General features: G+C 59.3%; 18 protein-coding genes. 10 read left to right on the plus strand and 8 right to left on the minus strand.

Translation table 11 applies throughout. From position 1 onward, the window contains the following. Positions 1–16: 16 nt before the first annotated feature. The gene (locus ACM6I0_RS11175; RefSeq protein WP_414922265.1) at positions 17–1144 is read right to left on the minus strand and encodes an extracellular solute-binding protein; all 1128 of its coding nucleotides are present in this window, start codon (positions 1142–1144) and stop codon (positions 17–19) included. Positions 1145–1559: 415 nt separating this feature from the next. Here ACM6I0_RS11175 and ACM6I0_RS11180 point away from each other — a divergent pair, with 415 nt between their 5' ends. From ACM6I0_RS11180 to ACM6I0_RS11190, 3 genes are all read left to right on the plus strand, one after another. Beyond that, entirely contained in the window at positions 1560–2342 is a 783-nt protein-coding gene (locus ACM6I0_RS11180; protein ID WP_414922266.1) for a creatininase, read from the plus strand. A gap of 71 nt (positions 2343–2413) precedes the next feature. After that, complete coding sequence (gene gabP, locus ACM6I0_RS11185; protein WP_414922267.1) at positions 2414–3793, plus strand: GABA permease; 1380 nt, start codon at positions 2414–2416, stop codon at positions 3791–3793. 264 nt (positions 3794–4057) lie between these two features. Next, complete coding sequence (locus tag ACM6I0_RS11190) at positions 4058–5074, plus strand: GlxA family transcriptional regulator (RefSeq protein WP_414922544.1); 1017 nt, start codon at positions 4058–4060, stop codon at positions 5072–5074. Between the two features lie 147 nt (positions 5075–5221). Here ACM6I0_RS11190 and ACM6I0_RS11195 read toward each other — a convergent pair whose 3' ends face one another. The 3 genes from ACM6I0_RS11195 to ACM6I0_RS11205 form a co-directional block, all read right to left on the minus strand. After that, the gene (locus ACM6I0_RS11195; protein ID WP_285429711.1) at positions 5222–6562 is read right to left on the minus strand and encodes an MFS transporter; all 1341 of its coding nucleotides are present in this window, start codon (positions 6560–6562) and stop codon (positions 5222–5224) included. Between the two features lie 226 nt (positions 6563–6788). Further along, positions 6789–8000 (minus strand): M24 family metallopeptidase, encoded by a 1212-nt coding sequence (locus ACM6I0_RS11200; RefSeq protein ID WP_285429712.1) that lies wholly within the window; start codon positions 7998–8000, stop codon positions 6789–6791. A 267-nt stretch (positions 8001–8267) separates the two neighbouring features. Continuing rightward, complete coding sequence (locus ACM6I0_RS11205; RefSeq protein WP_414922268.1) at positions 8268–9215, minus strand: GlxA family transcriptional regulator; 948 nt, start codon at positions 9213–9215, stop codon at positions 8268–8270. Positions 9216–9566: 351 nt separating this feature from the next. Here ACM6I0_RS11205 and mexE point away from each other — a divergent pair, with 351 nt between their 5' ends. From mexE to ACM6I0_RS11225, 4 genes are all read left to right on the plus strand, one after another. Continuing rightward, positions 9567–10820 (plus strand): multidrug efflux RND transporter periplasmic adaptor subunit MexE, encoded by a 1254-nt coding sequence (mexE, locus tag ACM6I0_RS11210; protein ID WP_414922269.1) that lies wholly within the window; start codon positions 9567–9569, stop codon positions 10818–10820. A gap of 15 nt (positions 10821–10835) precedes the next feature. Continuing rightward, positions 10836–14027 (plus strand): efflux RND transporter permease subunit, encoded by a 3192-nt coding sequence (locus ACM6I0_RS11215; protein WP_090184262.1) that lies wholly within the window; start codon positions 10836–10838, stop codon positions 14025–14027. After that, positions 14024–15445, plus strand: a complete 1422-nt coding sequence (locus ACM6I0_RS11220; RefSeq protein ID WP_414922270.1) for an efflux transporter outer membrane subunit — start codon at positions 14024–14026, stop codon at positions 15443–15445. The genes ACM6I0_RS11215 and ACM6I0_RS11220 overlap by 4 nt, the downstream gene beginning before the upstream one ends. Before the next feature lie 352 nt (positions 15446–15797). Next, positions 15798–17237 carry an ArnT family glycosyltransferase gene (locus tag ACM6I0_RS11225; RefSeq protein ID WP_414922271.1) on the plus strand — a complete coding sequence of 480 codons (1440 nt, stop codon included), beginning with the start codon at positions 15798–15800 and terminating at the stop codon, positions 17235–17237. A 45-nt stretch (positions 17238–17282) separates the two neighbouring features. Here the strand turns inward: ACM6I0_RS11225 and ACM6I0_RS11230 are convergent, their stop codons facing one another. From ACM6I0_RS11230 to ACM6I0_RS11240, 3 genes are read right to left on the minus strand one after another with little or no spacing between them, the layout of a single operon-like run. Beyond that, entirely contained in the window at positions 17283–18248 is a 966-nt protein-coding gene (locus tag ACM6I0_RS11230; protein WP_414922272.1) for a biotin/lipoyl-binding protein, read from the minus strand. 4 nt (positions 18249–18252) lie between these two features. Beyond that, on the minus strand, positions 18253–18453 hold the full coding sequence (locus ACM6I0_RS11235; RefSeq protein ID WP_285429723.1) for a DUF1656 domain-containing protein: 201 nt from the start codon (positions 18451–18453) through the stop codon (positions 18253–18255). Next, entirely contained in the window at positions 18443–20578 is a 2136-nt protein-coding gene (locus ACM6I0_RS11240) for an FUSC family protein (RefSeq protein WP_414922273.1), read from the minus strand. The genes ACM6I0_RS11235 and ACM6I0_RS11240 overlap by 11 nt, the downstream gene beginning before the upstream one ends. A gap of 183 nt (positions 20579–20761) precedes the next feature. On the opposite strand from ACM6I0_RS11240, the gene ACM6I0_RS11245 reads away from it, so the two are divergent. The 3 genes from ACM6I0_RS11245 to ACM6I0_RS11255 all read left to right on the plus strand — a co-directional run bounded on the left by ACM6I0_RS11245 (position 20762) and on the right by ACM6I0_RS11255 (position 25125). Next, positions 20762–21817 carry a tetratricopeptide repeat protein gene (locus tag ACM6I0_RS11245; RefSeq protein ID WP_414922274.1) on the plus strand — a complete coding sequence of 352 codons (1056 nt, stop codon included), beginning with the start codon at positions 20762–20764 and terminating at the stop codon, positions 21815–21817. A gap of 138 nt (positions 21818–21955) precedes the next feature. After that, positions 21956–23458: an ATPase domain-containing protein gene (locus ACM6I0_RS11250; protein ID WP_285429727.1), complete on the plus strand. Its 1503-nt coding sequence runs from the start codon at positions 21956–21958 to the stop codon at positions 23456–23458. Further along, complete coding sequence (locus ACM6I0_RS11255; protein WP_414922275.1) at positions 23455–25125, plus strand: ATP-binding protein; 1671 nt, start codon at positions 23455–23457, stop codon at positions 25123–25125. Before ACM6I0_RS11250 ends, ACM6I0_RS11255 begins: the two co-directional genes overlap by 4 nt. A 30-nt stretch (positions 25126–25155) precedes the next feature. On the opposite strand, the gene ACM6I0_RS11260 is transcribed toward ACM6I0_RS11255, so the two are convergent. Beyond that, on the minus strand, positions 25156–25533 hold the full coding sequence (locus tag ACM6I0_RS11260; RefSeq protein WP_059405185.1) for a response regulator: 378 nt from the start codon (positions 25531–25533) through the stop codon (positions 25156–25158). Positions 25534–25561 lie beyond the last annotated feature (28 nt).

Genomic DNA, 25561 nt, shown 5'->3' on the forward strand with positions numbered 1-25561 from the left:
ACCTCCACGCTTCTCATCACGCGCCCTTGTATTGCGACCAGAAGTCGTTCCAATCCTCCAGGCCCTGCTGGATCGGAAGCTCGCGGTACTTGATGCGACCATCGCGGATGTCATCCATGACGTTGCGCTGACCGAGCACCATGCCTTGGCGCTTCGCTTCGCCGGGATCGGTCTGATTCAGCAGCTCCCAGCCTTTTTTGCTGGGGATGAGCGCGGGATAAGCGGCCATCTTCGCCGACTTGACCTGGCCTTGCGGTGAGGTGATGTATTGGATGAACTTCTTCGCCAGGTCCGGACTGTGGGCTTTTCTGGCGATGCAGTAGGACTCCGTCCATTGCAACCCGCCCTCCTGCGGCAGCACGGTTTTCACCGGTGCGCCAGCGCGCTGCAAGACACCGGTAATCCAGTCGCCGATGCCACACATGGCATGGATCTGACCGTTTTTCAGCGAAGAAAAGGTGCCACCGTAATCGAAGAAGCCGCCGATCTGCGGGCGCAGGCTCATCATCTTCTGCTGCACCGATTGCCAGTGCGCGGCGTCGATGTCGTAAGGGCGCGCGTTGCCATTGAGCAAACTGATCTGCCCAAGGTTCGGCAGGTGCCAGTCGAAGTGCCCGACCTTGCCTTTGAGGCTTGGGTCCCAGAACACGTCATAGCTGTGGACTTTGGCTTCGGGAACCAGCTGGGTGTTATAGGCAATGCCAAGAAAGCCAAAGCGAATCAGCACCGAATAGAGCTTGTCACCTTGCCAGTGACCGGGGAAATGCCGGAATTCCGGGTAGAAGTCGTCGAAGGGGTAGTCTGCGGGGTCGAGTTGTTCGATGTATTCGGCGGCGTTGAGTTGCTGGACATATTCGGCGTCGGACAGGATCAAATCGAAGGTGCCGGGCGGGGATTGCGCGATCAGCCCTAGCATGTTGTCGCCACCGGTGTAGTACTTGGCCCGGACCTTGACCCCGTATTGGCGTTCGAAATCGGCGACGATGTCCGGTTCGGCGTGCCCGGCCCATGCCAGGATGACCAGTTCTTTTTCCGCTGCGGCAAAGCTTCTCAGGGGCAGGAGACCGCTAAGTGCCGCCGTTCCTGCCAGGACGCTGGTGGTCTTGAGAAAGGTACGGCGTGAAAGGTCGATGCGATTTTTCATTATTGTCTCTCCCGGGTGATGGAAAGTGCCTCTGTCCGTTTCATCCTTTTGCGTTGCCTCCTGCTGCCGCTGCCAGCACCAAGCTCCATTGGCTGACGTGATGCATTGCAGCAGATCGCCATCACCCTTTTTTGTACGCGTCCGACCCGGACTTTGTCAGATCCGACCCCGGCACCTTTTCACCCAAAAGCGGCTAATCCCGGTCCGATAACCGGACACAAACGACAAAACGAAGGACGTTTTGTCAATTACGGGTCGGATTTAGACAAATCGGCACCCTCCCCCTCTGATCGAATTGTTCTACGCGCCACCTGTGATTCCTGCCCTCCAAAAGGCGGGTCAGACAGCAGGCAAACGGCCCCCATCCACCGGTGAGCAGTCACCAAGCGGTCAATCACTTTCAGAGGGTGTGTAGATGAACAACAGCGTGGTTATTGGAGAGCTGACCTGGCCGGAGTATGCCGAGAAGGTCGCTACCGGCTGCCCGATCTTTCTGCCAGTGGGTGCACTTGAGCAGCATGGCCATCACATGTGCATGGAGGTCGATGTTCTGCTGCCGACCGCGATATGCAAAGCGGTCGCACACACTGTCAGCGGCCTGGTGCTGCCTGCACTCGCGTATGGCTACAAGTCCCAGCAGAAATCGGGAGGCGGCAACCACTTTCCTGGAACGACCAGTCTCGATGGCGCCACATTGACCCATACCGTGCAGGACATCATCAGAGAACTGGCGCGCCATGGCGCACGCAAGCTGGTGATGATGAATGGTCACTATGAAAACTCGATGTTCATCGTCGAGGGCATTGACCTTGCGCTGCGTGAACTTCGTTACGGCGGCATCGATGACTTCAAAGTGGTGGTGCTGTCCTATTGGGACTTCGTTAACGATCCTGGCGTCGTCGCAAAACTGTATCCCGATGGTTTCCTCGGCTGGGATATAGAACATGGCGGTATTTTCGAAACGTCCTTGATGCTCGCTCTTCACCCCGACAAGGTCGATCTGAGCCGTGCCGTCGATCACCCGCCAGCGACCTTCCCGCCTTACGACGTCTTCCCCATCATCCCGGAGCGCACACCTGCCTGCGGAACCCTGTCATCCCCTAAAGGTTCGAGTCGCGAGAAAGGCGAGTTGATTCTTGAAGTCTGCGTCTCGGGCATCAGCGCCGCCGTACGAGAGGCTTTTGATTTAGAGACATAACGAGCACAAGGACGCGCCAAAACACCTAACCGCCGTCAACCCTCCAAAGCATAATAAAAAGGGTAAGTCTCATGTCCAGCAGCTCAACTCTGGCCCCAGGCCTCAAGCAGCGTCACGTCACCATGTTGTCCATTGCCGGTGCCATCGGTGCCGGCCTGTTCATCGGCTCAGGCCACGCCATCGCCTCCGCAGGACCGGCCGCCATTCTGGCGTACATCTTTTCCGGCACCCTGGTGGTGCTGGTCATGCGCATGCTGGGAGAAATGGCCGTCGCATCGCCTGATACAGGCTCATTTTCCACCTATGCCGAGCGGGCAATGGGACGCAGTGCCGGTTTTACCATTGGCTGGTTGTACTGGTGGTTCTGGGTGTTGGTCATTCCCATCGAAGCCATTGCCGCCGCCGCGATCTTGCACGCCTGGTTTCCCTCGATACAAACCTGGGAGTTCGCGATTGCCGTCACCGGCCTGCTGACATTGACCAACCTGTTCAGTGTCGCTCGTTATGGCGAGTTCGAATTCTGGTTCGCCATGCTCAAAGTCATTGCGGTATTGGGGTTTATCGCGCTTGGCGCGCTGGCCCTGGCCGGCGCATTACCGGATACGAACGTCAGTGGCGTCGTTCAATTAAGCAAGGAGTTCGGTGGTTTCATGCCCAACGGCATGTCCGCCGTTGTCGGTGCCATGCTCACCACCGTGTTCAGCTTCATGGGCACGGAAATCGTCACCATTGCCGCGGCTGAATCGCAAAACCCTTCCAAACAGATCACCCGCGCGACCAACTCCGTCGTCTGGCGCATGGGGATTTTCTACATCGTCTCGGTGTTCCTCATCATCTCCATCGTGCCCTGGAACGACCCGATGCTGATGCAAGTCGGCTCTTATCAGAGAGCGCTTGAGTTGATGAACATTCCACACGCGAAAATGATTGTAGATATCGTCGTCCTGATTGCGGTCGCCAGTTGCCTTAACTCAGCCATCTATACGGCGTCACGCATGGTCTTTTCACTGAGCAAGCGCGGGGATGGTCCTCGAATCCTGCAGAAGACCTCTTCTTCAGGGGTGCCCTACATTGCCGTGCTGGCCAGTACTGCGGTTGGTTTCCTGACCACGGCACTGAATTATTTTGCCCCCGACGAAGTGTTCTCCTTCCTCCTGGCCAGCTCTGGCGCGGTTGCACTGCTGGTCTATCTGGCCATTGCCGTTTCTCAACTGGTGCTTCGCAAGAAGATGAATGCATCGGGACAACCGATCGTCTTCAAGATGTGGTTTTACCCTTGGCTCAGCTACCTGGTTATCTTCTGTATTTTGAGCATCCTGATTGTCATGCTGATTTTGCCCGAGCACCGCATGGAAGTGATTGCCACGGGTGCGCTCACTCTGTCCATCGTCTGTATGAGTGCCATTTTCAACGCCAGGAAGAGCACGGTGCGCAACGCTGAACTGGCGTGAACGCATAAACCCTTGAACCTTCTTTGACCTACCGCGCCACCGATTGACCGTTCACCTCTTTACGGCCCGCTCCCCACGATGAGCGGGCCGTTTTTTTACTTTCTTTCTCCCCCTTCTTCTTCCCCGATATGCCTATTGATCCGGGACACGGTGTAATATCCCCAAGCCCGCCAGCAGGGCTGACAACCATAAAAACGAGATGATGTTGCCGAGTCGGCGGCTTGCCGAAGAGCGCGTAACTTTTGCAGTTGAGGAGCGGTAATGATGGCGAAACTCCAAGTGGCGAAACCCGCCGCAGGACGTTCGACTAATGAACAACGACCGGTAAAAACCGTGGGTTTTCTGGTCATCCCCAACTTCACCACGATCGGCTTCGCCTCCGCCGTGGAGACCTTGCGCATGGCCAATATGGCAGCGCGCAAACCGATGTTCCGTACGGTGATCATCGCCGCCACCCTGGATCCGGTGACTGCCAGCAATGGCATGCGCATCCTGCCCGACTACACCATCAACGACGCCCCCAAGCTCGACATTCTGTTTGTTGTCGGCTCCAACCCGATCGTTTCCAACCACAGCAGCCGACCGTTGCTCAATTGGCTGCGCAAGCTGGCACATGACCAGGTGCCGCTGGGCGGGATTTGTACCGGGAGTCATTTATTGGCGCGCGCCGATTTGCTCAAGGGCTATCGCTGCACGATTCACTGGGAAGACATCGAAGCGCTGAAGGAGCGGTTCCCGGGGATCATCATTTCCAACCAGCTGTTCGAGCTGGATCGGGATCGCTACACCTGCTCCGGTGGCGTCGCATCAATGGACATGACGCTGCAATTGATTGCCCGCGAACCGGGTGGTCGGGACATCGCGGCCCATGCAGCCGAGCTGTTGCTGTGCGATCGGGTGCGGGGCGCGCAGGAGCAACAGCGGGTGCCGTTGCGGCAAAAACTGGGCACCTCCCAGCCCAAGCTCAGCCAGATGGTGGCGATCATGGAGGCTAACCTCGAAGAGCCGGTGAGCCTTGAGGAGCTCGCGCGTTTGAACGAGGTGTCGGTGCGGCAGCTGGAACGGCTGTTTCACAAGCACCTGCAACGCACGCCGAGCCAGTACTACCTGGAACTGCGCCTGTCACGGGCTCGACAGTTATTGCTGCGCAGTGAGTCGCAAGTGCGCGACATCGCCCTCGCCTGCGGCTTTGTTTCGCCAGCGCATTTCTCCAAGTGCTACAGCCGCTTCTTCGGCGTATCGCCCATTGGTGAGCGCAAGCAAGTGGCGGCGGTGCATTGAGTGCCGGCATTCGACATTGAGATAGCCTGAGCAAGCCTCTTCGCGGGCAAGCCCGCGCCCCCATTGAACGGTGCCCTCCTGGACAACTCGGTCAACCGTGGGAGCGGGCTTGCCCGCGATGGCGTCCTTCAACGCGCCGAGTGCAGATCAGTCTTGTAACGCCTTATGCGCCGTTTCCCGACTCGCCAGCATGGCAACCAACGCCACCGCCGCTGCCGCCAACAAATACCAGGCCGGGGCCATTTTGTTGCCGGTCAGTTGAATCAGCCAGGTCGCGATAAACGGTGCGGTGCCGCCAAACACCGCGTTAGCGATATTGAAGCTGAAGGCAAAGCCACTGAAGCGTACGCGGGTGGGGAATATCTCGGCGAGGAAACACGGCAAGGTGCCGTCGTTCATCGCCAGGATGGCGCCGAAGGCAATCTGGATCATCAAGATCACAATCAGCGGCTGGTTCTCCAGCATGCCAAACAGCGGAAAGGTCAGCGCCAGGAACAGCACCGAGGCGGTCAGCAGCATGGTCTTGCGGCCGAACCGGTCCGACAGCTTGCCCATCAGGAAAATCAGGCCGATGTAGGTCGCCAGCGACACCGTCGACGCCAGGAACGAATCACGCTCGCTCATGCCCATTTCGGTCGACAGGTACGTCGGCATGTAGCTGAGCAGCAAGTAAAACGCCACGGCGTTCAGGCAGGTCACGCCAATACCGATCATGACGCTACGCCGATGGACAGTCAGCAACTCGCGAACGGGGGCGTGGGTCGCGCACTCCTTCGCTTCCAGGCGCTTTTCCATCTCCAGAAACTTGGGCGTGTCTTGCAGACTCATGCGGATATAGCGCCCCACCAGCCCGAACGGCGCGGCCAGCAAAAACGGCAGCCGCCACCCCCAACTGTGCAGGTCGTCGACACTCATCCACGCATGCAGCCCCGCCACGAACACCGCGCCAAACAACAGACCGGCCGCCGTGCTCGCCGGAACAATGCTGGTGTACAAACCGCGCTTGCCCTCGGGAGCGTACTCGGCGAGAAAGGCCGATGCCCCGGCGTACTCACCCGAAGCGGAGAAGCCCTGGCACAAGCGAATCAGCAGCAACAATGCCGGTGCCCACAGGCCAATATGGTGGTAAGTCGGCAGGATGCCGATGCAGAAGGTCGAGATCGACATGATCAGGATCGACCAGGACAACGCACTGCGCCGCCCGTACTTGTCACCGAAGTGGCCCCAGACCAAGCCTCCTAAAGGGCGAACGATGAACGACAACGCGAACACCGCGAAGGTCGCCAGCAGCGCGCTCGCCTTGTCGGTCTGCGGAAAAAAGGTCAACGCGATCACGGTGGCCAGATAGCCGTAGGCCGCATAGTCGAACCATTCGACAAAGTTGCCCATGAAGCTGGCACTGGCTGCGCGCCGCAAGGCTTTGCGCTCGGCGGTCTGTTCAAGTTTTTGCGCCAGGGTCGGCGTCAGGCTTGCGCTGTGGGTGCTCATTGGGCACCTCCGGTGTGAAAGGCGCGGTTGTCGAGAAAAGAAGTCGGGACGATGAACATGACAAATACCCTCTATTGTTTTACTTGGCAGGGTTAAGGGTCAGTAGAGGCTGCGCGCTTTTGGCGTGCAGGCGTTGTTTTTTTCCGGTTTACCTGAGCCACCGGGAAGATTTTTTGCCACTCCTTAACGCAAAACGCCGCACAGGTTCACTGTGCGGCGCCAGGCCTTACTTCTTGATGATGTTGTGTTCCGGGCCATACGGGAATTTGGTGATGTTTTCCCCGCCCTGCTCGTTGACGATCAAAATGTCGTGCTCACGATAACCGCCGGCACCCGGAAGGCCTTCGGGCAGCATGATCATCGGTTCAATGGACACCACCATTCCTGGCTCCAGTACCGTGTCGATGTCTTCGCGCAGTTCCAGCCCGGCTTCGCGGCCGTAGTAATGGCTCAGCGTGCCGAAGGAGTGGCCGTAGCCAAAGGTGCGGTATTGCAGCAGATCGTGTTCCAGGAAGATCTCGTTCAATTGGTGGGCGATATCGCAGCAGCGCATGCCCGGCTTGATCAGTTTCAGACCGGCCTCGTGCACTTTGACGTTCACTTCCCACAATCGCAGATGCTCGTCTGAACAGTGATCCAGGAACAGGGTACGTTCCAGTGCGGTGTAGTAACCGGCGATCATCGGGAAGCAATTGAGGCTGAGGATGTCGCCCTTGTTGACCTTGCGCGACGTCACCGGGTTATGGGCGCCGTCGGTGTTGATGCCGGACTGGAACCAGGTCCAGGTGTCCATCAGCTCGGAGTCAGGGAACGTGCGGGCAATCTCGCGCACCATCGCCTGGGTGGCGTGCAGGGCCACTTCGTATTCCGGCACTTGATCACGCAAGGCTTCGACGATGGCGGCACCGCCGATGTCTGCCACTCGGGCACCATGACGGATGATCGCGTGTTCTTCGGCGGACTTGATCATGCGCATACGCATGCAGGGCGCGCCGATATCCACCAGTTCGGCCTGCGGGTAACGACTGGCCAGTTTGTCACGGTTGAGCAAATTCAAATGGTCGAACTCAATGCCGATACGCCCGGCCTTGGGTAACGCTTGCTGGATCGCGACGAAATAGTTATCACGCTGCCAGTCGGTGTAGACAATGTTTTCAGTGCCCATGGTCCGGCGCCAAGGTTGGCCGCCATCGATGTTGGCGCTGATGGTCACGGCACTGTCCTGGGTCACGACCAAGGCGTACTGGCGACCGAACGAGCAGTAAAGGAAATCGCTGTAGTAGTTGATGTTGTGATAGGACGTGAAGACTGCCGCGTCGATATTGTTCTGAGCCAGATACGCCCGTAATTTGGCCTGGCGATTGGCATATTCCTGAGCCGAGAACGTCGGTGTCACTTTTTCGCCGTTCTTGATCTGGATGGTTTTTGGCATTTGCATAGCGTTTATCCTTGTCAGTGATTGATCGACGGGAAGCGCCACTCTGGCGGGCCGCTGAGGATCATTCGAACAGATGCAAGGTGAGGTTTTTTGCGCGAATCCGACCTGTAGTTGATCAGATCCGCTCTTTGCCAACGTGACGCAAAAAGCGATCCGGCAGAAACGACAATGCCCCCGGCAAACACCGATGAAGGTGACTTGGCGGGGGCATTGCAGCGAGCTTGCTCGCGATTGCGGTTTGACGGCCTCTCAGGGCCTCACTGCGGGTTATCCCGCTTCCACATGATCGCGCGCGTGCGCACCAAAGTATTGGCGGTAGCAGCGGAAGAAGTGCTGCAGCGAAACAAATCCGCACTGCTGAGCGATATCTGTCATGGGATGTTGACTGGTCTGCAGTAACTGACGTGCCCGTTGCAAGCGCAGGTCCAGATAGTGCCGGGAGGGCGAACATCCCAGGCTGCGTTTGAACAGGCGCTCCAGGTGCCGGCGGGAAATACCCATGGCCTCGGCCAATTCGTCGATAGCCAATGTGCGGGTCAGGTGATCATTCATCAACGCCAGGGTCGCCTGAAGTTTCGCTGGCGCGTTGTGCACCGACTGCAGAGGCCTGGCCTGACGGGCTGCGTGTTTTTCCATCCGCAGCACCAAGCCGCGACCGTGAGACCGGGCCAGCAGTTCGTGCATCAGCCCTTGAACGGCTTGCGGCCCGACACACGTCAGTCGCTGGCGGTCGACACAAAATGGGGCGGCTACCGGGCTCAAATCGCTGGAAGCGCAAAACGACGGTGAAGGCCCGGGTTCAGGCAGGCTGCACCGGAAACCGTCCAGTGCGCCGATCTGCGCCAGCAGCCAACCAGCCTTGCCCAATGCGCCCAGGCCCACGGGCTGCGCGGCCCAGTGGTGCAACTGCTGGCGCAGTTCTTGAGACTGCGCTGGAGTGTCCGGGTTGTCGCCACCACACAGGATCAACACATCCAGGGGGTGTGCCTGATCCAGTCGGGTGGTGGCGGTGGCAATGCCGTTGCTGGCGTTCAGATTCCCGCCCTCCAGGCTGACAATCTGCCATTGGCAGACGCTGCGTCCGTCCACTTGGTTGGCCAGGCGTAAAGGTTCCAGTGCATTGGCCAGCGCATACAGGTCAAAGTCTTCCAGCAACCAGAAGCCGATGCGCAGCGCTGGCGGTTGTTGCCGGCAAGGTTCAGTCAGTGTCAGCATGTCGGCGCTCCGATTCGAGATTGTCAGGCACCAATTGTCGGCAACACGGTCCATGCAGAAGTGTCAAAAATCGACCCCAAAGTGTTCGTCGCTACCACTTGGGGGCTAAAGGTCAACCAGTGGCCATAGACATTACTGCGGTTGCGGCCCTGGCTTGGACCTTTGCAGTTCAGGCAACACACAATTGCTATCAACCCGATTGATCGCTTTCTAACCGAAGGCGCATGCTAGAGGGCTAGACTCAGTCTTATATCATTCCGAATGATAGTTACCTTTGGTTCATTCGATTCGTGAGATACACCCTCCCCCGAGCATCATCCGTCCATTCTCAATACATTGGCGGATGCATCCATGGAACAGTCACTCAAACATTTGCGCTTCCCGTTGGCCTTGCTGGCCGTACTGGTGATGAGCGCGTGCGGCAAGGCCCCGCAGTCTGCCGCTACCATGCCGGCGGCAAAAGTCAGCGTCGCCAAGGTGCTGGAACAACCGGTCAATGAGTGGGACGAATTCACCGGGCGCCTCGAAGCGCCTGAAACCGTAGAAATTCGTCCACGGGTCTCGGGCCAGATTGATGAAGTGGCCTTCACTGAAGGCGCACTGGTCAAGAAAGGCGACTTGCTGTTCCAGATCGACCCGCGTCCGTTCCAGGCTGAGGTCCGCCGACTCGAAGCCCTGGTTGCCCAGGCACGTGCCAATGCCAACCGCAGCGATAACGAAGCCCAGCGTGGCGAACGCCTGCGTACCAGCAACGCGATCTCCGCCGAACTCGCCGATTCGCGCACCAGTGCCGCACAAGAAGCCCGCGCCGCCGTCGGTGCCCTTCAGGCGCAACTCGATCTGGCCAAACTGAACCTGAGTTTCACCCGCGTCACTGCGCCTATCAGCGGTCGCGTCAGCCGTGCGGAAATCACCGCCGGCAACCTGGTCACCGCCGATACCACCGCGCTGACCAGTGTTGTTTCCACCGACAAGGTCTACGCCTACTTCGACGCAGACGAACGTGTGTTTCTCAAATACACCCAGCTCGCTCGCCAGGGCAAACGCGGTGCAACCACTCCGGTTTACCTCGGCCTGTCCAACGAAGACGGCAACCCGCACCAGGGCGTGATGAACTTCGTCGACAACCAGGTCAATCCGAAAACCGGCACCATCCGCGGTCGCGCCGTGTTCGACAACGCCGACGGCACCTACACCCCGGGCCTTTATGCCCGTCTGAAGCTGGTCGGCAGCGGCACCTACTCCGCCGTGCTGATCAACGATGAAGCGGTCGGTACTGACCTGGGCAAGAAGTTCGTGCTGGTGATGGATGCTGACAACAAGACAGCCTATCGCGCGGTCGAGCTCGGTCCGAAGATCGAAGGCTTGCGCATCGTGCGCAGCGGCCTGAACAAGGATGACACCGTCATCGTCAAGGGTCTGCAACGGGTTCGCCCTGGCTCGCCGGTCACTCCCGAAGTGATCCCGATGGCCAGTGAACAAACCCTCGCGGCACTCGCACAACAACGACAAGCGCTGGAAGCCAGCAACCTGCCCCAAGTCGCACCTGCCAAGGTCGCGCCGGGCTCGGTTGTGAAACTGGCTGCTGCGACTCCACGCGGTTAAGGGACGACAACTTCGATGAATTTTTCCCAATTCTTCATTTCACGGCCGATCTTTGCAGCGGTACTCTCGCTGCTGATCCTGATCGCCGGCGCCATCTCGCTGTTCCAGTTGCCGATCAGCGAATACCCGGAAGTGGTGCCACCGACGGTGGTGGTTCGTGCCAACTTCCCGGGCGCCAACCCAAAAGTCATCGGTGAAACGGTGGCAGCGCCTCTTGAGCAAGCCATTACCGGCGTCGAGAACATGCTGTACATGTCCTCGCAATCCACCGCTGACGGCAAGATCACCCTGACCATCACCTTTGCGCTGGGCACTGACCTGGACAACGCACAGGTCCAGGTGCAGAACCGAGTGACCCGCACCGAGCCCAAGCTTCCAGAAGAAGTGACGCGCATCGGTATCACCGTTGACAAGGCCTCTCCGGACCTGACGATGGTGGTGCACTTGACCTCGCCAGACAAACGCTACGACATGCTCTACCTGTCCAACTACGCCTTGCTCAACATCAAGGATGAGCTGGCGCGTCTGGGCGGTGTCGGTGACGTGCAACTGTTCGGCATGGGCGATTACTCCCTGCGGGTATGGCTCGACCCGAACAAGACCGCTTCGCGCAACCTGACTGCGACCGATGTCGTGACGGCGATCCGCGAGCAGAACCGTCAAGTGGCGGCCGGTGCACTGGGCGCGCCGCCTGCGCCGAATGCCACTGCTTTCCAGCTGTCGGTCAACACCCAGGGCCGTCTGGTTTCTGAAGAAGAGTTCGAGAACATCATCATTCGCTCCGGCGACAACGGTGAGATTACCCGCCTCAAAGACATCGCTCGCGTTGAACTGGGTTCCAGCCAATACGCCCTGCGCTCGTTGCTGAACAACCAGCCGGCGGTGGCGATCCCGATCTTCCAGCGTCCGGGTTCGAACGCGATCGAGATCTCCAACGAAGTTCGCGACAAGATGGCCGAACTGAAGAAGAACTTCCCGGAAGGCATGGACTTCAGCATCGTCTATGACCCGACGATCTTCGTGCGCGGTTCCATCGAGGCGGTGGTCCACACCCTCTTCGAAGCACTGATCCTCGTTGTACTGGTAGTGATCCTGTTCCTGCAAACCTGGCGCGCCTCGATCATTCCGTTGGTGGCGGTGCCGGTTTCGCTGATCGGTACGTTTGCCGTGATGCACCTGTTCGGCTTCTCGCTGAATGCGCTGTCGCTGTTCGGGCTGGTACTGGCCATCGGTATCGTGGTGGACGACGCCATCGTGGTGGTGGAGAACGTGGAGAGGCACATCGAGCTGGGAGAAACGCCCGTAGAAGCCACCAAGAAAGCTATGCGAGAGGTGACCGGGCCGATCATTGCGACGGCGCTGGTGCTGTGTGCGGTATTTATCCCGGCGGCGTTCATTTCCGGACTCACCGGCCAGTTCTACAAACAGTTTGCCCTGACCATTGCCATCTCGACCGTGATCTCGGCGTTCAACTCGCTGACGCTGTCCCCTGCCCTGGCCGCCGTGCTGCTCAAGAGCCACAGTGCACCGAAAGATCGCTTTACCAAAGTGCTTGATAAACTATTGGGCGGTTGGCTGTTCCGTCCCTTCAACCGGTTCTTCGAACGTGCCAGCCATGGCTATGTCGGCACCGTAGCCCGGGTTATCCGCAGCAGCGGTATTGCACTGCTGTTGTACGCAGGCCTGATGGTGCTGACCTTCTTCGGTTTCGCCCACACCCCGACCGGCTTCGTACCCGGCCAGGACAAACAATACCTGGTGGCCTTCGCGCAACTGCCGGATGCGGCAAGCCTGGACCGTACCGAAGACGTGATCAAACGCATGTCCGACCTGGCCCTGAAACAGCCTGGCGTGGAAAGTGCGGTGGCCTTCCCTGGCCTGTCGATCAACGGTTTCACCAACAGTCCGAACGCTGGCATCGTGTTCGTGACCCTGAAACCGTTCGACGAGCGTAAAGACCCGAGCATGTCCGCCGGTGCGATTGCCGGTGCCTTGAATGGTCAGTTTGCCGGGATTCAGGAAGCCTACATGGCGATCTTCCCGCCCCCGCCAGTACAGGGTCTAGGCACCATCGGTGGTTTCCGCCTGCAGATCGAAGACAAGGGCAACCTCGGCTACGACGAGCTGTACAAAGAGACCATGAACATCATTACCAAAAGCCACAACGTGCCGGAACTGGCCGCCCTGTTCACCAGCTACACCGTGAACGTGCCGCAGGTCGATGCTGCTATCGACCGCGAGAAAGCCAAGACCCACGGCGTGGCCGTCAGCGACATCTTCGACACCCTGCAGATCTACCTGGGTTCGCTGTATGCCAACGACTTCAACCGCTTCGGTCGGACATATCAGGTCAACGTTCAGGCTGAACAGCAGTTCCGTCTTGAACCGGACCAGATCGGTCAGCTGAAAGTGCGCAACAACAAAGGCGAGATGATCCCGCTGGCGACCTTCATCAAGGTCAGCGACACCTCGGGGCCGGACCGCGTGATGCACTACAACGGCTTCATCACCGCTGAAATCAACGGTGCGGCAGCTCCAGGCTACAGCTCCGGCCAGGCTCAGGCGGCCATCGAGAAACTGCTCAAGGATGAACTTCCTAACGGCATGACCTACGAATGGACCGACCTGACCTACCAGCAGATTCTGTCCGGCAACACCGCGTTGTTTGTGTTCCCGCTCTGCGTCTTGCTGGCGTTCCTGGTGCTCGCCGCACAGTACGAAAGCTGGAGCCTGCCACTGGCGGTGATCCTGATCGTACCGATGACCTTGCTGTCGGCCATTACCGGTGTGATCGCCTCGGGTGGCGACAACAACATCTTCACCCAGATCGGTTTGATCGTACTGGTAGGGCTTGCCTGTAAGAACGCGATTCTGATCGTCGAGTTTGCCAAGGATAAACAGCAGGAAGGCCTCAACCCGCTGGCGGCGGTTCTGGAAGCTTGCCGTCTGCGTCTGCGTCCGATCCTGATGACCTCCTTCGCGTTCATCATGGGCGTGGTGCCTCTGGTCTTCTCCAGCGGTGCCGGTGCTGAAATGCGTCACGCCATGGGTGTGGCGGTGTTCTCCGGGATGCTCGGGGTGACCTTCTTCGGCCTGTTGCTGACGCCTGTGTTCTACGTACTGATTCGTAACTTTGTGGAGCGCGGTGAAGCGCGCAAAGCGGCCAAGGCGCTGAATCATCAAAAGCAATTGGAGGCGCAACAATGAGCCTGAAAGCCTTCCTGCCGAGCCTGCTGGTACTGGCACTGAGTGCCTGTGCCGTCGGCCCGGACTACAAGACCCCAGCCACTGAACCGGCCAATATCACCACCGCCACCGATGGCGCTGCCGGTCAGAAGAACTTCGACCGCTCGCGCTTCGAAGGCATCTGGTGGCAGCAGTTCGAAGACCCGACGCTCAATCAGTTGGTGACTCAGTCGCTGCAAGGCAACCGTGATTTGCGGGTGGCATTCGCCCGCTGGAAAGCCGCCCGGGCGATTCGTGATGACGTCAGCAATGACGCCATGCCGACCGTTACCAGCCGCGCCAGCAGCGATCTGGCCAAGGGGCAGATTCCGGGCCAGACCAACCAGCGGGTCAACAGCGAACGCTACGACCTCGGCCTGGACATGGCCTGGGAGATCGATCTGTTTGGCCGTATCCAGCGCAACCTCGAATCGGCCGACGCCGAACAGCAAGCGCTTGAAGCCGATCTGTACCAACTGCAAGTCAGCATGATTGCCGAACTGGTGGATTCCTATGGCCAACTGCGCGGTGCGCAACTGCGTGAAAAGATCGCCCTGGCCAACCTGAACAACCAGCAGGAGTCGCGCAAGATCACTGAAAGCCTGCGCGATGCCGGCGTCGGCGACCAACTGGACGTGGAGCGTGCCGATGCACGCCTCGCCTCGGTCGAAGCCAGCGTGCCTCAGTTGCAGGCTGAACAGGTTCGGCAGAAAAACCGTATCGCCACCCTGTTGGGTGAGCGTCCGGACAAATTGACCGTCGACCTGAGTCCAAAGAGCTTGCCGGCCATCGCCAAGGCTTTACCGATCGGTGATCCCGGCGAATTGCTGCAACGTCGTCCGGACATCCGCAGCGCCGAACGCAAACTGGCCTCCGCCACGGCCCGTATCGGCGTGGCCAAGGCCGACTTGTTCCCTCAGGTCAGTCTCAGCGGCTTCCTTGGCTTTACCGCCGGGCGTGGTTCGCAAATCGGTTCCTCGGCCGCCAATGCCTGGGCACTGGGCCCAAGCATCACTTGGGCGGCATTTGACCTGGGCAGCGTGCGGGCACGTTTGCGCGCCGCCGATGCCAATGCCGAAGGCGCTCTGGCCACCTACGAGCAGCAAGTGCTGCTGGCCCTGGAAGAGTCGGAAAACGCATTCAGCGACTATGGCAAACGCCAGCAACGCTTGATCTCGCTGATTCGTCAAAGCGAAGCGAGCCGTGCCGCCGCGGACCTGGCCGAAATTCGCTACCGCGAAGGCACCGTGGACTTCCTCGTCCTGCTGGATGCCCAGCGTGAGCGTCTGGCGGCAGAAGATACCCAGGCGCTGGCCGAAACTGATTTGTATCACGGCATTGTCGCGATTTACAAAGCCCTTGGCGGAGGCTGGCAACCCGAGACGGTGGCCAGCAAGTAATGTTTTAAAGCGCTCCTTTTGGTTGGTCGCAACCAGCCAGTTTTTTAGCCCCGTGCCTCATTCGGTCACGGGGCTTTTTTTTGCCTGTAGATGGGTCATCGTCAACCGTAATCCGGAGCACCCAATGACAATCCTCTCCCTGCCGACTTCTACCCGCGCAACCAGGCTCACCTCGACCCGTGGTCGCCGGTTCGGCCCGACGATCACTACACGGCCGCAAAAATCCGCTCGCGCCTGGCACAACAGGCCTTTGTCTCCAGTTTTCCTAAGCTTTCACACCTCGTTCACGTTTTGTTAAGGATTCGCTTCGTATGCTTCGGGCCCGCACCCCCTCCCCGGTCTCCGAAAGCCCATGTCGCGCTCTACTTCCTCACTGTTTTTGCTCGCCGTGCTGCTGTTTTTCTTCGCCCTGGGCAATCACCAACTGCAAGGTTCCACCGAGGCGCGGGTCGCCGGCATTGCCATGGAAATGCACCTGGACAACGACTGGGTGACGCCTCGCTTGTTCGGTGAACCCTTCCTGGAAAAACCCCCCCTGAGCCTGTGGCTCGACGCCGGGGCGATCGGCGCATTCGGCGGCACGCCGTGGGCGGTACGCCTGACCTCGGCCTGTGCCGGTTTGCTCAGCGTGATGCTGTTGTTCGCGATGCTGCGACGCTTCGGCCGGCCAACAGCCCTGGCCTGGACCGCGGCATTGCTGTTGGCAACCATGGCCAGTTACTGGAGCAATGTGCGTGGCGTCGGCGAAGACGCGTTGCTCGCCCTAGGCGTGACGCTGGCGCTGCTGGCGTTCTTCCAGGGACATCGACAATCGAGTCCCGGCAACGCGTTGTTGTTTGCCCTGGGCATCGCCATCGCCACCTTGAGCAAAGGCATTCTGGGACTGGCGATGCCAGGGGTGGTGATCTTCGCCTTTTTGCTGGCCGAAAGCCTGATGGACAAGCGCCTTTGCCTCTCGCACTGGCTACGCCCGGGCCTGCTGACACTGCTGGGATTGCTGCCCTTGATGATCTGGCTGGCGCTGCTGTATCAACGCGGCGGCATCCAGGCCGTGACGCAAGTGCTGCTGACCAATAGCGTCGGACGCTTCAGTGGCTCCTTCGTGGAAGCCGGTCATTACGAACCGTTCTACTACTACCTGGCCAAACTGCCCGAGGCGTTTTTGCCCTGGAACATTCTGGTGTACCTGGGGTTGTGGCATTTCCGCAAAAGCCTGATGGCCAATCGTTACCTGTTGTTCTTCACCCTATGGATACTGGCGCAGTTCGTCATGCTGACGTTGGCTTCAAGTAAACGCACGGTGTACCTGATGTCGATGACGCCGGCGGCGGCCGTCATTGCCGCCGAGTACGCGAGCGTCCTTTACGCAAAACTGAAGGCTCGGCAAAACGTCTCCACCCTGGCAGCCAGCGTTACCCGCCATCGCCGCAGCGTCGCGTTTAGCACGCTGGCGGTGGTGATCGGCGGCTACCTCGCCGCCGCACAATGGGCGCTACCCCACGCCGACCGCACATTGTCGTTCCTGCCACTGACCGAGCACATCCAGACCCTGCAAGCCAACGGTCAACAAGTCGCACTGTATCAAGCCAACGAACGCCTGGGCGGCGCCAGCGTGTTCTATACCCACCGCGTGCTCAAAGGATTGGATACCGAGGCGCAGCTACATGAGTTTCTGACAGCGTCGCCCTCCAATGTAGCGGTCATGGCGGCCGATGCCGAACCACCCGCGCCCTTGAAACTGCTCAAATCCATGAAGGTCGGGGAACAGCATTACTACTTCGTCGGGCAATAAAAAAGTCCACCGAGTACTTATGCACCACCATCCACTGTGGGAAGACTAGGGTTGGTCTTGAGATTTGTGGTCTTCCATGACGGTCACGGTGGCCGTGGTCCCGGCACGCAGGCGATTTTTGGCGACATAGTCGGCGTCTATCTGAATTCTCACCGGCACCCGTTGCGCCAATTTGACCCAGGTGTAACTGGGGTTGATGTTTGCCAGCAATCGTCCACCGGGCAGGTTCTCCCGGTCGGCGATGGCAAAGGCAATGCTTTGGACGGTGCCGCCGAACGTCTCGCCGCTCATCAACTCGATCCTGACGCGATCGCCCTCCTCTATTCGCGGTAGCTTGGTTTCTTCGAAGTAGCCACTGACATAAAACGAGTCGCTATCAACCAACGCCAACAACGCGCCACCCGCAGCGGCATAGTCACCCTGTCGGGTGAGCAGATTCGTCACGTAACCGCTGACGGGCGCTTCGACCCGGGTGCGCTGCAAGTCGAGTTCAGCCTGGGTCAATGCGGCGATGGCCAGTTGCACATTAGCCTGGGCCAAACCGAGGTTGGCCTGGTTGCGCAGCAATTCAGCCTGCGCCACGGCCACATCCGTGCTGGACTTTTCCCACTCCTCGCCAGAGATCGCCGCACGGTCCTTGAGTGTGCGACGCCGGTGCTCTTCGCTCTGACGCTGCCTGAGCAGCGCCTGGCTGGAAACAATGGTCGCTTCGGATTGCCCTAAAGAGGCTTTCGCCACTTCCACCGAACGCTTGGCATGCTCCACCGCCAGCCTGTAGCGGGCCGGGTCAATCTCCAGCAACAGCTGGCCTTTATCGACATGCTGGTTGTCGTGCACCGTCAGGCTGACGATGCGCCCCGAGACATCGGCGGACAAGGTCACCACGTCCGCGCGAACCCGAGCATCACGGGTCCAGGGTGCGCGAGTGTAATGTTCCCAGGCGTACCAACCGAGGACAAAAGCCAGCACCACCAATGCAACGGTCGTCAGTCGGGCGAGGATCTTCTTCAAGGCATCAGGCTCCCATCACCAGGATCAGGGTGGCGCATACACAGGCGTATAACGCGCCCTCGAACAGGGCTTCATGCCAGACGAAACGCAGCACACCGAGACGGCGCAGGATCCAGTCCAGCAGCAGGAAAATCGGCAACGCCAGCAACAGGGCCTGGGCGATCGGCGGCAGGTACACGCCTCCTATTTCCAGATCAATGGGCAAGGGCCGGCACTCCTTTGGGTTCGGCAGGTAGAAAGTGTTGGCGATGCCGCTCCAGAAACGACACCACGATCAGGAGCGCCACGCGCATCCTGAACACCGACCACAGGTGCTCATGAACCACCCGCTGCAGGTCGTCCATTTCGTCGCCCAGGGCATACAGGTTGGCAAGCAGCGGATTGACGTCGATTCCGGGCCGCCCTGCGATCAATCGCCCTGTCTCACGGACGGCGGCCATCAGGCGATTTTGTTGTTCGGTACTGAGTAGCGTGTTGCCTTGCCCCTGTTGCCTGAGCTGATTCAACGCCACACCCAGGGCCATGCACCCCAGGCTGACCTCGAACAGCTCGCTGGATTTTTCGTCCTGTGCCGCTGGCAACAGCCCCAACATCATCGTCAGGCGATCGACCATGCGACTTTCAAAGGCAAACTGCTGTTCATCTGTCACCGGTGTCTTCAGTAAAGCGTAGACCTGCTCACAGTTCTCCTTGAACAGTCGGCGAATCCGCAGAACGGGCCTGAACGGAAAGATCAAGGCATAGACACTCAATGCCAGCGTGGCGGCGCAGATATACGCACCGGCGAACTCGAACCACGCAATCGCGGTGTTTTGGCCAACGCCTACGTTTTGCGGGCCCAGCAACAACATCGTGGTCAGCCCCAGTCCGATGCCCGTGCCGGTGGTTTGCGGACTGGACAACCCCACCGCGACGGCATAGAGCAACGGAGCCAATAACAAGGCAAGCAACTCGAAGTCGCTGATCATTGGAACCAGCAAGAACAGGTACAAGGCCGACACCACCAAGGCCAGCGCCAGCCCCCGGGCGAAGCTTTGGCTGGCCAGCAATGGCCGTGGGAACGTCGCCATCAACGAGCAGAGAATCCCGACCACGATCATCCCGCCACGAGCGCCGTCCCACGCGGTCTCGATCCAGATCAGGCCGGCGACCATCAAGGCGCTGAATGCGCGGATGGCGTTCATTGCCGCCAAAGTGAAGTCCAGGTGCAGCGGATTGTCCTGACCGCGGAACACGCAACTGGCTTGCCGTCCCTCCTGGATCGCGTCGCTCAGCTCCAGGATTTGCCCCAGTTGTTCCAGCATCCGCGCTTGTTCCCAGCGCAGCGCCCAAGCCAGTGACCGCAGCGTGGCCGGCATCGCTTCGGTAAGTTGCTCGGCCTTATAGGCCTGGTCATCGAAACGCTGTTGCAAGGCTGCGAAATGATGTCGAGCGTCGGCCGACAACGAGCGCCCTTGCACCGCCAGATCATCAAGAAAGGCCAGTTCTTCGGCGCGCAGATGCTGAATTTCCAGCGGCAATGCGCCTTCCCAGCGCTCGGTCAGCAATTCCCGTTGGTGGCGCAGCGCTGTCAGGCGCGAGGTCAGCAGCACCAGTTGATTGCCCAGCAACTGCACCAGCTCGTTGGCGCTGCGCAGGCGTGGCGCATCGAAATACAGATGCCGGCGAACCCCTTCCAGCGCGCTGATCGCGCCAAGCAATTGCATCTGCCGCCGATGAAAGTCCGCCTCGCTTTCCTCGGTGCGGATGACGGCAGCAGCGTGGATCGCCAGCAGCTTGATGACTTGATCGATCTTGGCAAAGTAGTCCCGGGCCACGGCCTCCGGGCGCGCAGTCAGGAGGCTGACGACGCAGACACAGGCGACCGCCAGCAGCGTCTCGGTGACACGAGTAACGGCCAGCAGGAATGTACCGTCCTGATCAGGCACCGCCAGCAAGGCGACCACCACCGCCGTGTAACCGCTCAGCACAAACGCCTGGGAGCTGGTGTAGCGCAATAAAGTGCCGCCAGCCGTGCACAACGCCAGCCACAACCCCAACGTGATGATGAAAGGCAACGGCGCCTGCGGAAAGATCGCCATGATCAACACCGCAACGGCCGCGCCCAGGGTGGTGCCGATGACTTGGCCGAAACTGCGGGCCAGGGCCATGCCACCCAATGGCTGGCTGACGATGACCACCGCCATGATTGACCACTTGGGCTGGTCAAGGTCGAACAGAAAGGCCAGGTACAGCGTCAGCAACCCGGCCGTGATGGTTCTCAAGGCGAAGAGCAGCACCCCTGGCCCGGGGTTGAGCATCGCTTTGAAGTACTGCAGAAACGGTTGCATTGAAATACTCGTGGAGTTATCTCCAGCAAGCGTAGTCACTGCTTCAGCGCTGCGACGGGTTTCAATGTCGACACGACCTGTAGGCAAATTCGTCGCTATTGAACCGAGTCAGGGTTTGACTCACAGCCCCACCTGACCGAAGCTGACAGCTTTGCACAAGCTAGCCAGCTCCCGGATTCCTGCATGTCCCAGTCCCGCCGCTACGCGCTCATCAGCCTTTGTGTCCTGTTCGCCATTGTCCTTGCCTGGTTCTTCCTGCGCACGCCTGCCCCGGTCGTGCCGGAGGCGATCAAGCGCGGCTATAGCGAAGCGCTGACCCAGGCACGTGCCGGGCAGCCCGGCGCCGCGCGGGTGTTGTATCAGCAACTGGCTCGCCCCGACCTGTCGGCCAAGCGCCGTATCTGGCTGCACGCTGAACTGCCCAATTACCCGAGCCCGCAAGCCCTGAAACTGGCCGATGCAGACTTGCAAAACCCTTCTCCCGAAGTCCGCGTGGCAGCGATCAGGAGCATCAGCGGGCTGGTGCCCAACGGGCAGCGCAGCCTGTTGATCGGCCCGTTGCTGGAGGACAGCGAACAAAGTGTGCGCTTTGCCGCCATCAACGCCTTGCTGGGCTTGTCGCCGGATGACCTGGGCTTGTATTTCGGACCGCTGCAACAAGCCATCGATGCCTGGGAGCGGGTCCTGCAGAGCCAACCCGAAAGCGCCGAAACCCAATACCAGCTGGCACGTCTGCACCTGCACAACGCCGAACTGAAAGAGGCGCAGCAGGCGCTGGAGCGCACCTTGCAGCTGGACCCGGCGAATCTGCCGGCATTGGTCATGCAGATTGAAGTACTGGATAAGCAAGGCCAAAGCGATGCAGCCCAGCAATTACTGGCGAAACAGTTAAAGGCACAACCCAACTCCGCCTATCTTCAACATGCCCTGGGCCTGTGGTTGTTGCATCACGGGCAAAGTGAATTTGCACTGCTAGGGCTCTCGAAAGCCGTAGAGCTCGAGCCCGGCAACAAAGACTATCGTTACGACCTGGCCACCACTTTGCACGACGAACAAGAGCTGGAGGCTGCGCAAAAGCAGTTGCAGGAGATCGTCCAGCGCCACCCGGCCGATCGCAAGGCACGGGTGTTGCTGATCAATTACTGGAAGGAAAGCGGCCAGTTGCAGAACGTGCAGATTTTGCTGGCACAGCTGGAACAACTTAACCCGGACGACCCAGCGTTGCAGCAAGGCCTCTAATCGTTTTTATGCGCCTCAACTCACAGACAAACACAAAAGGTTGAACCGTCGCCACGGCAAAAGGTCAAGTGATCAGGCAGTCCATTCAGGCACCTCAAGCCTGCTGCCTCGCTTCCCCTAGTCATGAGAGGGTTTTTTTTGTCTACATCTAACGAGCTGTTCAGTGCAAAAGCCGCCACCGGCATAGAGGGTCTGGATGACATCCTGGCCGGTGGGTTGTCCCGAGGTCATGTGTTTTTGCTGGAGGGTGAACCCGGAACCGGCAAAACCACAGTCGCTTTGCATTTTTTGCTGGCCGGCGCTCGTGCCGGCGAGCGCTCGTTGTACATCACCCTGTCGGAGACTGAGCGCGAACTACGCCAGGGCGCGCTGTCCCACGGCTGGGACCTGGACGAGAACATCCACATTTTCGAGCTGACACCGCCTGAAAGCCTGCTCAATGCCGAGCATCAGCAGAGCCTGCTCTACTCTTCCGACCTTGAGCTGGGTGAAGCCACCAAGCAGATATTCGAAGTGGTCGAGCGCGTCAAACCGACCCGTGTCGTCCTCGACAGTCTTTCCGAAATCCGTTTGCTGGCCCAGAGCTCCCTGCGTTATCGCCGGCAGATTCTGGCCATCAAGCACTACTTCGTGCGCTACGACGCCACGGTGGTGTTGCTTGATGACCTGACCACCGAATCCCTCGATAAAACCGTGCACAGCGTTGCACACGGCGTGATTCGCCTTGAAGAACTGACGCCCAATTATGGCGCGGAACGGCGGCGGATCCGCGTGGTGAAATACCGTGGCCAGAAATACCGTGGCGGTTTCCATGACTTCACCATCATGGGCGATGGCGTTCATGTGTTTCCGCGCCTGGTGGCGGCTGAGCACCGCGGCGGATACACCCGCCAGCAGTTGACCAGCGGGATCAAGGAAATGGACGCCCTGCTCGGCGGCGGTATCGAGACAGGCTCCAGTACACTGATTCTGGGCCCCGCCGGTACCGGCAAATCGTTGATTTCAATGATTTTCGCCGCGGCCGCCGTGGCGCGAGGTGAAAAATCCGCGCTGTTCATCTTCGACGAAGAGCTGGGCCTGCTGTTCGAGCGCATGAAAAACATGGGCATCGACTTAAAGGCCCTGCAAGACACCGGCAATTTGCTGATCGAACAAGTCGACGCGGCCGAGCTGTCTCCGGGCGAGTTCTCACACCGGGTTCGTCGTTGTGTCGATGAGCAGCAAATCAAAACCGTGGTGATTGACAGCATCAACGGCTATCAGGCTGCGATGCCCGAGGAAAACGCGCTGGTGTTGCACATGCATGAGTTGCTGCTTTACCTCAATCGCCGGGGCGCGGCAACGTTCATGACCGTGGCCCAGCATGGTCTGGTCGGTGACATGCAAGCACCGGTCGACATTACTTATCTGGCGGACACAGTGATTCTTTTGCGTTACTTCGAAGCCCTGGGCAAGGTTCGCCGGGCGATCTCGATCATCAAGAAACGTACCGGCAGCCACGAATCGACCATTCGCGAATACCGCATCGGTAGCCGCGGCATGACGATTGGTGAGCCTCTGGATGCTTTCCAGGGTGTATTACGTGGCGTGCCGACCTACCTCGGCGCCAGCCAGCCGCTGCTCAAGGATGATGCACCGTGAATAGTGTCGAGGCTAAGTCCGAGCGCGCGATCATTCTCGCGCCGCTGGGACGCGACAGCCAGATTGCGCTGATGATGCTTAACGAGGCGGGATTCGAAGGCCTTGTGGCCGCTGACCTGATCACATTGTGCGAGGAACTGGCACGAGGCGCCGGCCTGCTGGTGATTTCCTCGGAAGCGCTGTTGGGGTGTGACCTGGCCCCTCTGCTGCGTCTGATCGAAGCACAACCGGCCTGGTCGGACTTGCCGATCGTCCTGCTGACCCACCACGGTGGCCCCGAGCAAAATCCCGCTTCGCGATTCGGCCCGCAGCTCGGCAACGTGACCTTCCTTGAGCGCCCGTTTCATCCAGTGACGTTGATCAGCCTGGTCACTACGGCGCTGCGGGGGCGACGACGACAGTACGAAGCCAGGGACCGGATGATCGACCTCACTCAAAGCGAACTGCGCCTGCAAACCACGCTCGAAACCCTCGAACAACAGGTCGAAGAGCGCACTGCCCAATTGCGCCACAATGAAGAAGCGCTCAGGCAATCGCAGAAAATGGAAGCGGTCGGCCAACTCACCGGCGGCATCGCTCATGACTTCAATAACATGCTGACCGGTATCATCGGCAGTCTTGAACTGCTGCGCCGACGCCTGGCGCGAGGTCGCACCGAAGACCTGGACGGCCTGATCGATCTTGGGGTGACATCCGCCAACCGCGCGGCGGGCCTGACCCACCGTCTGCTGGCGTTTTCCCGGCGTCAGTCGCTGGACTCCAAGCCGGTGAAAATGAACACCCTCGTGGTGTCCATGGGTGAGCTGCTGCAACGCAGCCTCAACGAAAGCATTCAGCTGGACATGCAGCTGGACGAGAATCTGTGGGTGGCCGAGGCCGACCCCAATCAACTGGAAAGCGCCCTGCTCAACCTGGTGCTCAATGCCCGTGATGCCATGCCCGCTGGCGGGAAACTGGTGGTCAGCACCTCCAACCAGCAACTGAACACGACCGTCGCGCAGGCCAATGGCAATCTGCAGCCCGGTGACTACGTTGTCTTGCGAGTCACCGATACCGGTTGTGGCATGCCGGAAAGCACCATCAGCCGAGCCTTTGATCCGTTTTTCACAACCAAGCCGATCGGCCAGGGAACGGGGTTGGGGTTGTCGATGATTTACGGGTTCAGCAAGCAGTCTCGCGGTCACGTCGCCATCCAGAGTGAAGTGGGCAACGGCACCACGGTGAGCCTGTATCTGCCGCGTTGCTGGGGCGAGCTGGATGAGGACACGCAGGTCGATGTCGCACACATGCCGCATGCCCTGGAAGGTGAAACAGTGCTGATCGTCGAGGATGACCCGGCGGTACGCGTGCTGGTCAGCGCGGTATTGAGTGAATTGGGCTATGCCTTCGTGGAAGCAGGCGATGCCAACAGCGCGGTGCCGATCCTGGATTCGGGCCAGCGTATCGACCTGTTGATCAGTGATGTGGGGCTACCGGGGATGAATGGCCGGCAACTGGCGGAAATTGGTCGCCAATACCGGCCGGATCTAAAAGTGTTGTTCATCACCGGCTACGCCGAACATGCCGCGGTGCGTGGGGGGTTTCTCGACCCAGGCATGCAGTTGATCACCAAACCGTTCACCTTCGACCTACTGACGGCCAAAGTGCGCGAGATGATCAGAATCTGAAAGCCCCGATGATCGGGGCTTCGGGGATGGTCAGGACAGCATTTCCTGCATGAGTTCCTGCAACACATCCAGATCGAACGGCTTGCCAAGGATCGGGGCCTTGCGCGTGATCGGACTGTCGGTCTCACGGATTTCCTGCGGATAGCCACTGATGAAAATCACTTTGAGCTCCGGTCGCAACTTCACCGCAGGTTCAGCGATCTGTACCCCGGAAATCCCGCCTGGCAGACGGAAGTCGGTGATCATCATGTCCAGATGCGGTTTGCTCGCAAGGATTTCGAACGCTTGCTCGCCGTTTTCGGCCTGCAACACCCGGTACCCCTCCCCCGAAAGATAGGCAGATAAAACCATCAGGATCGAGGGGTCATCCTCGACGATCAATACCACATCTTGTGCATCTTCACTCATGGGAAGCCTTTGTTCGGTCAATAGCTGC

Source organism: Pseudomonas sp. IT-P294 (assembly GCF_949767865.1).
In the GTDB taxonomy this organism is placed as follows: Bacteria; Pseudomonadota; Gammaproteobacteria; order Pseudomonadales; family Pseudomonadaceae; genus Aquipseudomonas.